The following is a 15,553-nucleotide window of genomic DNA, read 5'->3' on the forward strand; positions in this document are numbered from 1 at the left end:
ATCTCCGGCCTGTCGACGGCTGAAGAACAGGAAGTGTAACAACACTCCAATGAAGTAGTGAGGAACTATTTCCGACGCATACTATCCCTTCGCGCGGGATGTCGCGAGGTCACCCGATGTGCAGGGGATCGATCTGGACCCGCACCGGCTCGTGGGATTGACGGGCGGACAGCACACTCACGCCCCGGCGCAGCGCCGCGGCCAACGCCAGACCCTGATCGCGGCGGGCGCGCACCAACATCCTGGTCACCGGCACGCCGGCCGGCGTCCCCGGCGGGCGGCGCACGCCCGCCGGCAAATCCACCGGACCCAGCACGTCGGCCCCCTCGGGCAGCCCGGCCTCCTCGAGCAGCGCCGCCACCGCCTCGGCGGCGCCGTCCAGCGCCGCCATGTGCACGCTCGGGGGCAGGCCCAGTTCGGTCCGAGCCGCCAGGTCGGCCTCGGCGTGGCCCACCGGGTCCCATCGGATCAGCGATTGCACCGTCGGAATGGACGATTCGGCCACCGCCAGCACCACCCCGCCGTCGCCGCGGGCACGCACCAGCGCCGCGGCGCTCATCCAGCGCCACAGCGCGTCCTCGGCGGCGCGCAGGTCCTGTCGGCCCAGCAGCGCCCAGGTGTCCAGTAGCAGCGCGGCCCCGTAGCCGCCCGCCGCGGCGGGTTCCGCCCCCGGTGTCGCCACCACCAGCGCCGGGGCGGCGGCGACCTCCGGCACGACGCCCTCTCCCGACGAGGTGATCACCGCGGTGCCGGGAAAGGCGCGCCCGAGTTCTTCGGCGGTCCGACGCGCCCCGACCACAACGGCGCGCACCGCGTCGGACCCACAGCGCGTGCAGCGACGGGTCGGGTCGATGCGCCCGCACCACCGGCAGACCAGTGCGGCGCCGCCCTCCTGCGCCGACAGCGGCCCGGTGCAGTGCCGGCACCGGGCGATGGCCCGGCAGCGCGCGCAGGCCAGCGATGGGACGTACCCGCGCCGCGGCACCTGCACCAACACCGGCGCGCCCGCCTGCAGCGACGACCGGGCGGCGCGCAGGGCGATGGACGGGATCCGCGCGGTGCGCGCGGCCGGGTCACGCTCGTCCGCGTAGCCGGTGTCGTCGAGGGCGACCACCCGCGGCGTGCGGGCCCGCACCACCGCCCGGGCCGCGACGATGTCGTGCGCCCACCCGCTGCGCACCAATGCCTGCGCTTCCGCGGTGCGCGCGTACCCCCCGATCAGCGCCGCGCAGCGGGCCTGGTGCGCGCGCAGCATCGCCACCTCGCGCGCGTGCGGGTACGGCGCCCGCGGCTCCGACAGGCTGTCGTCGGCATCGGCCCAGACCATGACGAGGCCCAGGTCGCTGAGCGGCGCGAAAACCGCGCTGCGCGTGCCGATCACCAGCCGGGCCTGACCGCGCAGCGCCGCGAGCCACCGCCGGTAACGCGCGGCCGGCCCCAGCCCGGCCGATAGCGCCACCACGCCGTTCTCGTCGATCCGCTCGGTCGCGGCCCGCCACAGCGTGTCCAGGTCGCGCTGGTCGGGCACGATCGCCAGCACCGCCCGCCCGGCGCGGATGGTCTGCGCGGCGGCCTCGGCGAACCGGTCCGCCCACGACTCTCCGGGCAGCGCCTGCCAGACGGCCCGCGCGGCCCGCGATTCGGCCAGGGCGTCCAGGAACTGCGCGCCCCGGCCGTAGGACGCCCACGCCGCCGGGTCGACGGGCGCGGGGACCGGCAGCCGGTGGGCGGTCACCGGTTCCCGCTCCACCCGCGCGTGCCGGGCCGGGACCGCCAGGCGCAGCACGTCCGGCCGGGTGCCCGCGTAGCGCGCCGCCACCGCGTCGACCAATCGGCGGATCTCGGGGGTCAGTACCGGTTCGGCCGACACGACGCGGTCCAGCCACCCGAGCTTGCCGTGGTGGTCGGTGTCGTTGCGGCGCTCCAGCACGAACGCGTCGACCAGCCGGCCGTGAAACCGCACCCGCACCCGCACCCCCGGCTGGGCGTCGTCGGACTGCTCGGCCGACACCAGGTAGTCGAACTCGCGGTCCAGGTGCGGCACCGAGAGCATCGGCAGCACCCGGGCGATGGGTTCGACCTGAACGGGCGTCGGCGCGCCGGCGGTCAATGTTCCCGCCGGTATCGAAATGTGGTGTAGGCCAACACCTTCACCGTCCGGCTCGGAAGCGGTCAGCTTTCGTCCGATGCCGGGGGGCCGGCGTCGGACGGTGCCTCACGGCCGAAGAAGAATCCCGCCGTCATCAGGATCAGCGCGGCCGCGTAGGACCACCAGATCGGCACCGCCAGCGCCTCGTTGCCCAGGATGAAGCGGCCGATGGCGATCAGGGAGTCCGAAGCCGCGAAACACACCGCTCCCACCGCCGTCCAGATCGTCGGCAACCGCGCCACCAGCGCGGCACACACCATCGCGGTCAGCACCAGGATGTAGGCCGTCACCGGAAGCGTCAGCTTGTTCAGGTGCGGCCAGAACCAGGCCAGCAGCGCGGCGGTGGCCGCGCACATGGCAACCACCGCGGCGATGCGCGGCTTCGACGGGCGCCGCGCCGCCAGCGGCAGGAGCGCCCCCAGGTAACACAAGTGCGCCAACAGGAATGCGGCCAGGCCCACCACGAAGGACTGCGTCCACCACGGGATGGCCAGCGCCCAGTCGCCGACGGCCGACAGCAGCAGGGCGGGCATCAACCATCGCCGCTCGCGCACGATCGCGTGGCCCACCGCCGCGGCGGTCAGCAACAGCGCCATCGAGGCCTTGAACAGCGGCTGCAGCACCCAGTGCCCGGTCAGCTCGGTCCCCGGCGGCGATCCCAGCGCCAGCACCGTCAGGTAGACGCCGTAGCCGAGGGCCGCCCAGCCGGCCACCACCCAGCCGCCGGTCACCAGTCGAGGTGCGTACGGTACGTCCATGCCAAGCTTGGATAACACAGCCGACGAAAAGCCCGCGATCGACCCCATCCTGCAGAAGGTACTGGATGCGGTTCCCTTCCGGCTATCCACCGACGACGGCGTGGACGCGGCGCGGCAGCGGTTCCGCGACCTGCCGCGCCGGGCGCTGCATCCCGAGCTGCGCGTCGAGGACCGGGCCATCCCGGGACCGGCGGGATCGGTCGGCGTGCGGATCTATTGGCCGCCAAGCCATTCCGAAGACGCCGCGGCGCCCGTCGTGCTGTATTTCCACGGCGGCGGCTTCGTCGTGGGCGACCTGGACAGCTACGACGGCACGGCGCGTCAGCACGCGGTCGGCGCCGACGCGATCGTGCTGTCCGTCGACTACCGGTTGGCGCCGGAGCACACCTATCCCGCCGCCGTCGAAGACGCTTGGGCCGCAACGCTTTGGGCCGCCGAGCACGCCGTCGAGCTGGGCGGTGACCCGAATCGGATGGGTGTGGCCGGGGATTCGGCCGGCGGAACCATCAGCGCGGTCATGGCGCAGCGGGCTCGGGACAGCGGCGGGCCGCCGATCGCGTTCCAGCTGTTGTGGTATCCCTCGACGATGTGGGACGCCACGCTGCCGTCCTTCACCGAGAACGCCGGCGCGCCGATCCTCGACGTCAAGGCCGTCGCCGAATTCTCGCGTTGGTACGCCGGCGATGTCAACCTGTCGGCCCCGCCGGCGGGTATGGCGCCCGGCCGGGCCGAAGACCTGTCCAACCTGCCGGCCGCCTACATCGCGGTCGCCGGCTACGACCCCCTGCGCGACGACGGCATCCGCTACGGCGAACTGCTGGCCGCCGCCGGTGGGGCCGTCGAGGTGCACAACGCCGAGACGCTGGTGCACGGCTACCTCGGTTACGGCGGTGTGGTGCCGGCGGCGACCGCCGCGATGGAGCGCGGGCTGGCGGCCCTGCGAACCGGGCTGCGCGGGTGAATCCGGGGCGTACGGTGAATCCATGACGGAGCCCACCTTCGCCCGCCCGGGCATCGATCCGGCGTTCAAGGCGCTGCTCGACGCCTTCCCGATGACCTTCCGCGCCGACGACGGCGTGGAGGTGGCCCGCAAGCGGCTGCGGCTGCTCCAGGTGCCGCCCGAAATGCTCCCCGACCTGCGGGTCGAGGACCGCACGATCGGCCACGGCGAGCTCACCGACATCCCGGTGCGGATCTACTGGCCGCCCCTGGAGCCGGAGGAGGCGCTGCCCGTCGTCGTCTTCTACCACGGCGGCGGGTTCTGTCTGGGCGGCGTGGACACCCACGACCCGCTCGCCCGCGCGCACGCCGTGGGTGCCGAGGCGATCGTGGTGTCGGTGGACTACCGGCTGGCCCCCGAGCATCCGTTCCCGGCCGCGGTCGAGGACGCCTGGGCGGCGCTGCAGTGGGTCGCGGCGCACGCGGGCGAGCTGGGCGGAGACCCGGATCGGATCGCCGTCGCCGGCGACTCGGCCGGCGGCAACCTGGCCGCCGTGATGACGCACCTGGCCAGCGAGAACGCCGGGCCCACCCTGAGCTTCCAGCTGCTCTGGTACCCGGTCGTCACCGCCGACCTGTCGCTGCCGTCGTTCACCGAGAACGCCAACGCGCCGATCCTGGACCGCGACGTGATCGACGCCTTCCTGTCCTGGTACCTGCCCGACACCGACCTCAGCGACCCGACGTCGCTGCCGGTCACCCTCGCGCCGGCGAACGCGACCGACCTGTCCGGGTTGCCGCCCGCCTACATCGCGACCGCCGAACACGATCCGCTGCGCGACGACGGTGCCCGCTACGCCGAGCTGCTGGATGCCGCCGGCGTGCCCGCCGAGCTGAGCAACGAGCCGAACCTGGTGCACGGCTACGCCAGCTTCGCCCTGGTCATTCCCGCGGCCGGCGATGCCACCGACCGCGGACTGGCCGCACTCAAGAAGGCACTCCACTCCTAGGCGGGCGAACGATGGGCAGCACTCCCGATTTCCACACGCTGATCGTGGGCGCCGGCTTCTCCGGGATCGGCGCCGCCATCAAGCTCGACGACGCCGGGCTGTCCGATTATCTCGTCGTCGAGGCGGGCGACGGGGTGGGCGGGACGTGGCACTGGAACACCTATCCCGGTATCGCAGTGGACATCCCGTCGTTCTCCTACCAGTTCTCCTTCGAGCAGAGCCCCGACTGGTCGCGAACGTACGCGCGGGGACGCGAGCTCAAGGCGTACGCCGAACACTGCGTCGACAAATATGGCCTCCGGTCGCGAATCCGGTTGAACACCAAGGTGCAATCGGCCGAGTTCGACGACGGGCAATGCCTGTGGCGGGTGCAGACCGACCCCGGCGGCACGGTCACCGCCCGGTTCCTGATCAGCGCGTGCGGCGTCCTCACCGTCCCCAACCTGCCCGACATCGACGGGGTGGACACCTTCGGCGGCGTCACGATGCACACCGCGCGCTGGGATCACGGCCAGGACCTGACCGGCAAGCGCGTCGCCATCATCGGCACCGGCGCCTCGGCCGTCCAGGTCATCCCCGAGATCGCCCCGATCGTCGAGCGGCTCACCGTGTTTCAGCGCACCCCGATCTGGTGCTTCCCCAAGCTGGACGTCGCGCTGCCCGCGCCGGCCCGCTGGGCGATGCGGGTGCCCGCCGTCTTGGTCATGCAGCGGCTCCTCAGCCAGGCCTTCGTCGAAGTCACCTTCCCGATCTCCGCGCACTACTTCACGGTGGTGCCGCTGGCCAAACGGATGGAATCGGCGGGACTGGCGTATCTACGCAAACAGGTGCACGATCCCGCGGTGCGCGACCAGCTCACCCCGCGCTACGCCGTCGGCTGCAAACGCCCGGGTTTTCACAACGAGTACCTGGCCACGTTCAACCGCGACAACGTGCGGCTGGTCACCGAACCGATCGACAAGATCACGCCCACGGCGGTGGCCACCACCGACGGCGAAGACCACGAGATAGACGTGTTGATCCTGGCCACCGGGTTCAAAGTGATGGACCCCGACGACGTTCCGACCTTCGCGGTCACCGGAAGCGGCGGCAAATCGTTGAGCCGGTTCTGGGACGAGCACCGGCTGCAGGCCTACGAGGGGGTTTCGGTCCCGGGATTCCCGAACCTGTTCAACGTGTTCGGCCCGTACGGCTACGTCGGCTCCTCGTACTTCGCGCTCATCGAGACCCAGACCCACCACATCGTGCGGTGCCTGAAGCGCGCCCGGCGCGACGGCGCGACGCGCGTCGAGGTCACCGAAAAAGCCAACGACCGCTACTTCGCCGAGATGATGCGCCGGCGGCACCGGCAGATCTTCTGGCAGGACAGTTGCCGGCTGGCCAACAGCTATTACTTCGACAAGAACGGCGATGTGCCGCTGCGCCCCACCACGACGGTGGAGGCCTACTGGCGCAGCCGGCGTTTCGACCTCGACGACTACCGGTTCGCCGGTGCCGGCGCGCGCTAGACGGCGCGCTTGAGGTCGTCGACCTTGTTGAGCTGCTCCCACGGCAGCTCGACGTCGGTGCGGCCGAAGTGGCCGTACGCGGCGGTCTGCGCGTAGATCGGGCGCAACAGGTCCAGGTCGCGGATGATGGCGCCGGGCCGCAGGTCGAAGACCTCGGGCACGATCTTCTCGATCTTGACCGGGTCGACCGTGGCGGTGCCGAACGTCTCGACGAACAGGCCGACGGGCGCGGCCTTGCCGATCGCGTAGGCCACCTGCACCTCGACCCGCTCCGCCAGCCCGGCGGCGACGATGTTCTTGGCCACCCAGCGCATCGCGTACGCGGCTGAGCGGTCCACCTTGGACGGGTCCTTGCCGGAGAAGGCGCCGCCACCGTGGCGCGCCCATCCGCCGTAGGTGTCGACGATGATCTTGCGGCCGGTCAGCCCCGCGTCGCCCATCGGGCCGCCCAGGACGAACTTGCCGGTCGGGTTGAAAAGCAACCGCGTCGACGAGGTGTCCAGGGTGTCGTGCGCGAGGTCGTCGAGCACGGTGTTGACGACCTTTTCCCGCAGGTCGGGGGTCAGGGTCTTCTCCAGGTCGATATCGGCCGCGTGCTGGGTGGAGATCACCACGGTGTCGAGCCGGACCGGGACGTTGTCTTCGTATTCGATGGTGACCTGCGTCTTGCCGTCCGGACGCAGGTACGGCAGCACGCCGTTCTTGCGCACCTCGGTCAGCCGCCGGGACAGGCGGTGGGCCAGCGCGATGGGCAGCGGCATCAGTTCGGGGGTGTCCGCGATCGCGTAGCCGAACATCAGGCCCTGGTCACCGGCGCCCTGCGCGTCCAGCGGGTCCCGCTCCCCTTCGACCCGGGCCTCGTATGCGGTGTCGACGCCCTGGGCGATGTCGGGCGACTGGGCGCCGATGCCGATGTTCACCCCGCACGAGGCCCCGTCGAAGCCCTTGTCGGAGGAGTCGTAGCCGATCTCGAGGATGCGCTCGCGGACGGTGTTGGTGATGTCGGCGAACGCCTCCTTGGCCGTCGTCGTCACTTCGCCGACGACGTGGACCTGGCCGGTGGTGACCAGCGTCTCGACCGCGACACGTGAGCGGGGGTCCTGCGCCAGCAGGGCGTCGAGCACCGAGTCGCTGATCGCGTCACAGATCTTGTCGGGATGTCCCTCAGTCACCGACTCACTGGTAAACAGGCGACCCTTTTCGCTCACAATCTCAACCCTTCCGAATAGTTAGTTAACCGAATTATATCGGCTGGCATGGGGCCGGCCGGCAGCTGGCCTGGCGCCACAGGAAAACTGAACCGTGTTACCCGCCGCCGTGCAGGAACGCGCCGATCGCATCCACGATACGACTGGCCATCAGCGTCTTGGAACCGTGCTGCAGCGCGGACTCGGTGCCGTCCGCGGCGAGCAGCCACCCGTCGTTGTGGTCCACCTCGAAGGCCCTGCCGTCGCCGACGGCGTTGACCACCAACAGGTCGCAGCCCTTGCGGCGCAGCTTTGCGCGGGCGTGGAAGAGCACGTCGCCGTTGGCGTCGCCGGTTTCCGCGGCGAAGCCGACGATGGCCCGCATCTTGGGCAGCTCGCCGTGGGCGCGCGCCCGCACGGCGCCGGCCAGCACGTCGTCGTTGCGCACCAGCTCGATCGTCGGTGGGCCGTCGTCACCCTTCTTGATCTTGGCGGCGGAGACCTGCGCGGGCCGGAAGTCGGCGACGGCGGCGGCCATCACCAGCACGTCGGCCGCGGGGGCATGCTTGGCGACCGCGTCGCCGAGCTGCTCGGCGGAGCTGACGTGGACCACCTCGACGCCGGCGGGATCGATCAGCCCGGCGGTGTGCCCGGCGATCAGCGTGACCTCCGCGCCGCGCTGGGCGGCGACGCGGGCCACCGCATAGCCCTGCTTGCCCGAGCTGCGGTTGCCGATGAAGCGGACGGGGTCGATCGGTTCGCGGGTGCCGCCGGCGGTCACCAGCACCTTGCAGCCGGCGAGGTCGTAGGGAAGCGCGTCGTGGCGTTCGAGCAGCAGCTGCGCCAGCGTGGTGATCTCCTCGGCCTCGGGCAGCCGTCCCGACCCGCTGTCGCTGCCGGTGAGCCGGCCGAACGCGGGTTCGAGCACCACGGCGCCGCGCCGCCGCAGGGTGGCCACGTTGTCGACGGTGGCCGGGTGCAACCACATCTCGGTGTGCATCGCCGGGGCGAACAGCACCGGGCATCGCGCCGTGAGCAGGGTCGCGGTCAGCAGGTCGTCAGCGCGGCCGTGCACCGCGCGGGCCAGCAGGTCCGCGGTGGCCGGCGCCACCACGACCAGGTCGGCCTTCTGTCCGAGCTGAACGTGCGGCACCTCTGGGACGTTCTCGAACACCCCGGTGTGCACCGGCTGGCCGGACAGCGCCTCGAACGTGGCGGCCCCGACGAACCGCAGCGCGGATTCGGTGGGGATGACCCGGACCAGGTGGCCGGCCTCGGAGAGCTGGCGGACGACCGTGCACGCCTTATAGGCGGCGATGCCGCCGGAGACGCCGACGATGACTTTTTTCGCGACGTGATCGCGGTTGTCCACAGCGCGCCCGGCCCCAGCCCGTTACTCGCCCTCGGTGTGCTCGAGCAGGTCGGCGTGGATCTCGCGCAGCGCGATCGACAGCGGCTTCTCCTGCAGCCCGGGCTCGACCAGCGGCCCCACGTATTCGAGGATCCCCTCGCCGAGCTGGTTGTAGTAGTCGTTGATCTGCCGGGCCCGCTTGGCCGCGTAGATGACCAGGGCGTACTTGCTCGACACGCGGTCCAGCAGCTCGTCGATGGGCGGGTTGGTGATGCCCAGCGGGGTGTCGTAGGCGCGTTGTCCGCCCGCCGACGGGTCGAACCGGTCGGGGACGGCGGCCAATGCCGCGTCGGACTGCGGAATAGTCACGTAGGTCGTTCTCCTTGGCGGATTACAGCGGCTGGTACCGCCGGCGATTCGATGCTCAATCTCGATCGGATTTGGTCTGGCCAGGCGGGTCGTGCCGAGCCGGCGCAGTGTTCACCAGCAAGGATACCAATTCGGCGCACGCGGACTCCAATTGACTGTTGACCACGACCTCGTCGAAGTCGTCCCGGGCCGCCATTTCGATGCGCGCGGTCTCCAGGCGGCGCCGCATGGCCTCCGGCGTTTCGGTGCCGCGGCCCACGAGCCTGGCCTCCAGGTCCTGCCAGCTGGGGGGCGCCAGGAACACCGTGATGGCCTCGGGCATCGCCCGCTTGACCGCCCGGGCGCCGGCCAGGTCCACCTCGATGAGGACCGGGATCCCCGCGGCCGTGGCGTTGCGCACCGGCTCGGCCAGGGTGCCCGATCGGTGCAGTCCGCCGTGGATGTCGGCCCACTCCAAGAGCGCGCCGTCGTCGATGAGCTGCTGGAAGCGGGCGGGGGTGACGAAGTGGTAGTCGACGCCGTCGACCTCGCCCGGCCGCGGCGACCGCGTCGTGGCCGAAACGGAAAAATGCAGGTCCGGGATCCGCTCGCGCAGGCACCGGACCACCGTCGACTTGCCGACCGCGGAGGGACCGGACAGCACGACCACACGTCCCTTGCCAGGGGCGGGACGTGTCCCGTGCTGGACGTCCGGTCCCCCGCCGGCGCTCACTGGCGCTCCTGGGCCGGTGCGCCCACAGGGCGGGTTGGCCGAGGCCGGGTTAGGAGCCGAACTTTTCCAGCAGGGCCTTGCGCTGCCGATCGCCGAGGCCCCGCAGGCGGCGGGTGGGGGCGATCTCCAGCTCGGTCATGATTTCCTGCGCTTTGACCTTGCCCACCTTGGGCAACGCCTCAAGCAGCGCGGAAACCTTCATCTTGCCCAGGACTTCGTCGGTCTCGGCGTCCTTGAGCACCTGGGTGAGGTTGGTGCCACCGCGCTTCAGCCGGTCCTTGAGCTCTGCTCGCGCTCGACGTGCGGCAGCCGCCTTCTCCAACGCGGCCGCGCGCTGCTCGTCGGTCAACTGGGGAAGGGCCACGATTCCTCCGTATCTGATCGATCACTGTCAATCGATCGCTTTTGTCTCTGCCGGGTACTTCAGCCAGCGGAGACGACCGTACTCAGGCCTCCTGACGAAATCTAACCCGACCCCCTGGTTAAGGGGACAAACTCCCAGCATGAGCCCGGCGTGTGGCCCGAAAAAGCGGGCCGGCGGGCGTCGCCGGCGGCGGGCGCGCCCGGCGGTGCGACGGCGGCGGCGCGGGCGCCTCGGGCCGCCGCGATGCCGCTCTGACCAGGGGTTTTAGCGTCACCGACCGCGGCGGGGCCGCCGCCGGGGCGGCTGTCGACGGCGGCGAAGGCGTGCCGAAACTGCTCATGCGGGGAATCACGCATTTTTCGTCGCGCGTCGCGCGTGTCGCGCCGCGCCGTTCAGCGGGGCGATCACGCGTGGATCGCTGGTACGACCGCCGGCTCACACCCGCGGGGTTAGGATTTAGCGGTGTCCAACCTGCGGATCCGTCAGGCCGCTGAACTGCTCGGGGTCAGCGACGACACGGTCCGGCGGTGGATCAACCAGGGGTCGCTGACGGTCGGTCACGACGCGGCCGGCCGCAAGGTCATCGCCAGCGAAGACCTGGCCCGGTTCTCCCGGACCAACGCGCCCACCCCGCCGCCCGACCCGCTGAGCATCGGCAGCTCGGCCCGCAACCGCTTCGTCGGGCTGGTCACGAAGGTCACCAGCGACACGGTGATGAGCCAGGTGGAGATGCAGTGCGGCCCCTTCAGCGTCGTGTCGCTGATGAGCACCGAGGCCGCCGAGGAGTTGCAGCTGCGGCCCGGCACGGTGGCCGTCGCGGTCGTCAAGGCCACCACGGTGATCGTGGAGACCGCCCGGCCCAGCACCGCCCTCACGTCCGACTAGCCGAGCCGTCCCGCGGGTGCGCTGGCGGCTATGCGTGTGCGCCGACGGCGGAAGTGCGGCCCTATTCGCGCCCCCGGCTCACACTGAAAGCCGAGAGTTCACCCGCGACGCGCCTACGGCGCGGCCAGGTAGGCGACGGCGTCCCGCATCCGCTCGCCGGCCGCCCGCAGCTCGGCCACCCCCGGCCCGGCGCGCAGCACCTCGCGGGCCACCGCGGGCAGCAGCTGGCCGGGATCCGCCCCACCCAGCCCGGCGAGAGTCTCGGGCCGTCCCCCCTGCACCCCCAGGCCCGGCACCAGCACCGGTCCGCCCAGCGCGCTCAGGTCGGGGGCCTGCAGGACGGTCGCGCCCACCACCACGCCGACGTAGCCGGGACCGGTCGGCGTGGCGGACTTGTTCACCACCGCCGCCTGGTCGACGACCAGCTGGGCCACCGTGCGGCCGTCGAACACGGCGCGCTGCACGGTCGCGCCCTCGGGGTTGGAGGTGGCGGCCAGCACGAACACGCCGCGATTGTGCGCGGCGGCGGCCTCCAGCAGCGGTCGCAGCGAACCGAACCCGAGGTACGGCGAGGCGGTCACGGCGTCGGCGGCCAGCGGCGAGTCACCCGCCCAGGCGGCGGCGTAGGCCCCCATCGTCGTGCCGATGTCGCCGCGCTTGGCGTCGGCCAGCACCAGGACCCCGACCGAGCGCAGCGCCGCGATGGTGCGTTCCAGCACGGCGAACCCGGCGGCGCCGTAGGGCTCGAAGAACGCCACCTGGGGCTTGACGACGGCGAACCCGGAGAAGGCCTCGACGCAGATGTCGCAGAACGCGGCCAGCCCCTCGGCGCTGACCGGCAGATCCCAGGCGCGCAGCAGCTCGGGGTGCGGGTCGATGCCCACACACAGCGGGCCGCGTCGCGCCTTGGCCTCGGCCAGCCGGACGCCGAAGCCCGTCACCGGGCGCCTTCGCCGGGCGCGGCACCCTGTCCCATCAGGCTGTGCAGCTCTTGCAGGGACCGGACGCCGATGTCGCCGCGGATGCCCGCCTCGATGCCCTGGATGGCGGCGGACGCGCCCTGCACGGTCGTGACGCAGGGAATGTTGACCGACACTGCGGCCGACCGGATCTCGTAGCCGTCGATGCGCGGGCCGGAGTTGCCGTAGGGCGTGTTGATCACCATGTCCACCTCACCGGCCTTGATCGCGTCGACGGCGGACACGGCCGGGCGGCCCGGCTGCGGCGGCTCGAAGTGTTTGCGGACCTCGTCGCAGGGAATCCCGTTGCGGCGCAACGTCTCCGCGGTACCCTCGGTGGCCAGCACGCGGAAGCCCAGGTCGGCCAGGCGCTTGACGGGGAACACCAGCGACCGCTTGTCCCGGTTGGCGACCGAGACGAATACCGTGCCCTGCGCCGGCAGCGACCCGTAGGCGGCGGTCTGGCTCTTGGCAAACGCGGTGCCGAAGTCGCGGTCGATGCCCATCACCTCGCCGGTCGACTTCATCTCCGGGCCCAGCAGCGAATCGATCGCGGCCCCGTCGGCGCGGCGGAAGCGGTGGAACGGCAACACGGCCTCCTTGACCGCGATAGGGGCGTTCTGGGCCGCGTGGGCGCCATCCCCGGTGGCCGCCAGCATTCCCTCGTCACGGAGCTGGGCAATGTTGGCGCCCAACATGATCCGGGCGCACGCCTTGGCGAGCGGAACCGCGGTGGCTTTGGAGACGAACGGCACTGTGCGGCTGGCCCTCGGGTTGGCCTCGAGGACATAGAGCACGTCGTCCTTCAGCGCGTACTGCACGTTGAGCAGGCCGATCACGCCGATGCCGTGCGCGATCGCCTCGGTCGCGCGGCGCACCTTCTCGATGTCGCTGCGACCCAGCGTGACCGGCGGCAGCGCGCACGCCGAGTCGCCGGAGTGGATGCCGGCCTCCTCGATGTGCTCCATGATGCCGCCGATGTAGACCTCGGTGCCGTCGCACAGCGCGTCCACGTCGATCTCCACCGCGTCCTCGAGGAAGCGGTCCACCAGCACCGGGTGCTCGGGCGAGAGCTCGGTGGCGCGGGTGATGTAGCCCTCCAGCGTCTCCTCGTCGTAGACGATCTCCATCCCGCGCCCGCCCAGCACGTACGACGGCCGCACCAGCACCGGGTAGCCGATGTCCTCGGCGATCCGGCGGGCCTGCGCGAAAGTGGTTGCCATGCCGTATTTCGGTGCCGGCAACCCGGCGCCGGTCAGCACGTCACCGAACGCGCCGCGGTCCTCGGCCAGATCGATCGCCTCCGGCGGGGTGCCCACGATCGGGACCCCCGCGTCGGACAGGCGCTGCGCCAGCCCGAGCGGGGTCTGCCCGCCCAGCTGCACGATGACGCCGACCACCCCGGGCCCGTCCCCCGCCGACTGCTGTTCGGCGTGGAACACCTCCAGGACGTCTTCGAACGTCAGCGGCTCGAAGTACAGCCGGTCGGCGGTGTCGTAGTCGGTGGACACCGTCTCGGGGTTGCAGTTGATCATCACAGTCTCAAAGCCGGCCTGGCTCAATGTCGTTGCGGCGTGCACACAGCTGTAGTCGAACTCGATGCCCTGCCCGATGCGGTTCGGCCCCGACCCGAGGATCAACACCTTGGGCCGCTCGGCCTGCGGGGCCACCTCCGTCTCGGCCGCCGGGTCGAGCTCGTAGCTGCTGTAGTGGTAAGGCGTCTTGGCCTCGAACTCGGCCGCGCAGGTGTCCACCGTCTTGTACACCGGGTGGATGCCGAGGCGCTCGCGCAGCGAGCGCACCCCGTTCTCCCCCGCCAATTCGGGCCGCAGCGCGGCGATCTGGCGATCCGACAGCCCGCTGTGCTTGGCCCGCCGCAGCAGGTCGGTGTCCAGCACCGGGGCCTCGACCAACTCGGCGCGCAGCGTGCCCAGCTCGCCGATCTGGGCGACGAACCACGGGTCGACGCCGCTGGCCTCGGCGACCTGCTCGACCGAGGCGCCCAGCCGCAGCGCCAGTTCGATGTCGTAGAGCCTGCCCTCGGTCGGGGTGCGCAGCCGGTCCAGCACCTCGCCGGCGTCCCCGTCCGGGTCCGGCTTGGTCCAGAAGCCTGCGCGGGTGGTCTCCAACGACCGCATCACCTTGCCGAGTGCCTCGATGAAGTTGCGGCCCAACGACATCGCCTCGCCGACGGACTTCATCGTGGTGGTCAGGGTGGGGTCGGCGCCGGGGAACTTCTCGAACGCGAACCGCGGCGCCTTGACCACGACGTAGTCGAGGGTGGGTTCGAAGCAGGCCGGCGTTTCCTTGGTGATGTCGTTGACGATCTCGTCGAGGCTGTACCCGATGGCCAGCTTGGCGGCGATCTTGGCGATCGGGAAGCCGGTGGCCTTGGAGGCCAGCGCGCTGGACCTCGACACCCGCGGGTTCATCTCGATGACGATGAGCCGGCCATCGACCGGGTTGATCGCGAACTGAATGTTGCAGCCGCCGGTGTCCACCCCGACCTCGCGCAGGATCGCGATGCCCAGGTCGCGCATCCGCTGGTATTCCCGGTCGGTCAGCGTCATGGCCGGAGCGACGGTGACCGAGTCGCCGGTGTGCACGCCCATCGGGTCGAAGTTCTCGATCGAGCACACCACGACCACGTTGTCGTTGCCGTCGCGCATCAGCTCGAGCTCGAATTCCTTCCAGCCGTAGATCGATTCCTCGATCAGCACGTTGGCGCTGGGACTTTCGGCCAGGCCGGCGCCGGCCATCCGGTCGACCTCCTCGACGGATCGCGCCATGCCCGACCCCAGCCCGCCCATGGTGAAGCTGGGCCGCACCACCACCGGGAGCCCGAGTTCCTCGACCGTCTCGCGAACCTCTTCCATGGTGAAACACACCCGGCTGCGCGCGGATTCGCCGCCGACCTTGGCGACGATGTCCTTGAACATCTGCCGGTCCTCGCCGCGCTGGATGGCGTCGATGTCCGCCCCGATCAACTCGACACCGTGGCGTTCCAGCGCCCCGTTCTCGTGCAGCGCGACCGCGGTGTTGAGCGCCGTCTGTCCGCCCAGCGTGGCCAGTAGCGCGTCGATCTTGTTGCCGCGCTCTGCCTGCTGGGCGATCACCCGCTCGACGAAGGCCGGGGTGATGGGTTCGACGTAGGTGTGGTCGGCGTACTCCGGGTCGGTCATGATGGTGGCCGGGTTGGAGTTGATCAGGCTGACCTGCAGGCCCTCCGCCCGCAGCACCCGGCAGGCCTGGGTGCCGGAGTAGTCGAATTCGGCCGCCTGGCCGATGACGATCGGTCCCGAGCCGATCACCAGCACGTGCTTGAGGTCACTGCGCCGCGGCACTAGCGCCCCCTTTCGCGT

Annotated in this window: 13 protein-coding genes; 4 read left to right on the forward strand and 9 right to left on the reverse strand. The window is 71.0% G+C overall.

Annotation, left to right across the window (positions count from 1 at the left end):
* Positions 1-109: 109 nt before the first annotated feature.
* A complete protein-coding gene (locus U8D42_RS11810; RefSeq protein WP_322861383.1) occupies positions 110-2,053 on the reverse strand; it encodes a primosomal protein N' in 1,944 nt (647 codons plus the stop codon).
* Between the two features lie 119 nt (positions 2,054-2,172).
* The gene (locus U8D42_RS11815; protein WP_322861353.1) at positions 2,173-2,907 is read right to left on the reverse strand and encodes a lysoplasmalogenase; all 735 of its coding nucleotides are present in this window, start codon (positions 2,905-2,907) and stop codon (positions 2,173-2,175) included.
* Here U8D42_RS11815 and U8D42_RS11820 point away from each other — a divergent pair.
* Genes U8D42_RS11820 through U8D42_RS11830 form a run of 3 tightly spaced genes read left to right on the forward strand, consistent with a single transcriptional unit; the run spans position 2,906 to position 6,364 of the window.
* Positions 2,906-3,868: an alpha/beta hydrolase gene (locus tag U8D42_RS11820; protein ID WP_322861354.1), complete on the forward strand. Its 963-nt coding sequence runs from the start codon at positions 2,906-2,908 to the stop codon at positions 3,866-3,868. The two genes, U8D42_RS11815 and U8D42_RS11820, sit on opposite strands and share 2 nt — an antisense overlap.
* Positions 3,869-3,890: 22 nt before the next feature.
* Positions 3,891-4,856 carry an alpha/beta hydrolase gene (locus U8D42_RS11825; protein WP_322861355.1) on the forward strand — a complete coding sequence of 322 codons (966 nt, stop codon included), beginning with the start codon at positions 3,891-3,893 and terminating at the stop codon, positions 4,854-4,856.
* An 11-nt stretch (positions 4,857-4,867) separates the two neighbouring features.
* The gene (locus tag U8D42_RS11830; RefSeq protein WP_322861356.1) at positions 4,868-6,364 is read left to right on the forward strand and encodes a flavin-containing monooxygenase; all 1,497 of its coding nucleotides are present in this window, start codon (positions 4,868-4,870) and stop codon (positions 6,362-6,364) included.
* On the opposite strand, the gene metK is transcribed toward U8D42_RS11830, so the two are convergent.
* From metK to mihF, 5 genes are all read right to left on the reverse strand, one after another.
* Positions 6,361-7,572 carry a methionine adenosyltransferase gene (metK, locus tag U8D42_RS11835; RefSeq protein WP_085238719.1) on the reverse strand — a complete coding sequence of 404 codons (1,212 nt, stop codon included), beginning with the start codon at positions 7,570-7,572 and terminating at the stop codon, positions 6,361-6,363. The genes U8D42_RS11830 and metK overlap by 4 nt on opposite strands.
* A gap of 97 nt (positions 7,573-7,669) precedes the next feature.
* On the reverse strand, positions 7,670-8,923 hold the full coding sequence (coaBC, locus tag U8D42_RS11840; protein ID WP_085238720.1) for a bifunctional phosphopantothenoylcysteine decarboxylase/phosphopantothenate--cysteine ligase CoaBC: 1,254 nt from the start codon (positions 8,921-8,923) through the stop codon (positions 7,670-7,672).
* Between the two features lie 21 nt (positions 8,924-8,944).
* Positions 8,945-9,271 carry a DNA-directed RNA polymerase subunit omega gene (gene rpoZ, locus U8D42_RS11845; protein WP_085238721.1) on the reverse strand — a complete coding sequence of 109 codons (327 nt, stop codon included), beginning with the start codon at positions 9,269-9,271 and terminating at the stop codon, positions 8,945-8,947.
* Positions 9,272-9,326: 55 nt separating this feature from the next.
* Positions 9,327-9,983, reverse strand: coding sequence for a guanylate kinase (gmk, locus tag U8D42_RS11850; RefSeq protein ID WP_090423193.1), 657 nt, complete (start codon positions 9,981-9,983; stop codon positions 9,327-9,329).
* A gap of 49 nt (positions 9,984-10,032) precedes the next feature.
* Positions 10,033-10,347 carry an integration host factor, actinobacterial type gene (mihF, locus tag U8D42_RS11855; RefSeq protein WP_007171927.1) on the reverse strand — a complete coding sequence of 105 codons (315 nt, stop codon included), beginning with the start codon at positions 10,345-10,347 and terminating at the stop codon, positions 10,033-10,035.
* A gap of 462 nt (positions 10,348-10,809) precedes the next feature.
* On the opposite strand from mihF, the gene U8D42_RS11860 reads away from it, so the two are divergent.
* Positions 10,810-11,232, forward strand: a complete 423-nt coding sequence (locus tag U8D42_RS11860; RefSeq protein ID WP_085238723.1) for a TOBE domain-containing protein — start codon at positions 10,810-10,812, stop codon at positions 11,230-11,232.
* Between the two features lie 113 nt (positions 11,233-11,345).
* Here the strand turns inward: U8D42_RS11860 and pyrF are convergent, their stop codons facing one another.
* Both pyrF and carB read right to left on the reverse strand, forming a co-directional pair.
* A complete protein-coding gene (pyrF, locus tag U8D42_RS11865) occupies positions 11,346-12,173 on the reverse strand; it encodes an orotidine-5'-phosphate decarboxylase (RefSeq protein WP_322861357.1) in 828 nt (275 codons plus the stop codon).
* Complete coding sequence (gene carB / locus U8D42_RS11870; protein WP_322861358.1) at positions 12,170-15,535, reverse strand: carbamoyl-phosphate synthase large subunit; 3,366 nt, start codon at positions 15,533-15,535, stop codon at positions 12,170-12,172. Before carB ends, pyrF begins: the two co-directional genes overlap by 4 nt.
* Positions 15,536-15,553 lie beyond the last annotated feature (18 nt).

This window comes from Mycobacterium europaeum (assembly GCF_034555895.2).
In the GTDB taxonomy this organism is placed as follows: Bacteria; Actinomycetota; Actinomycetes; order Mycobacteriales; family Mycobacteriaceae; genus Mycobacterium; species Mycobacterium europaeum.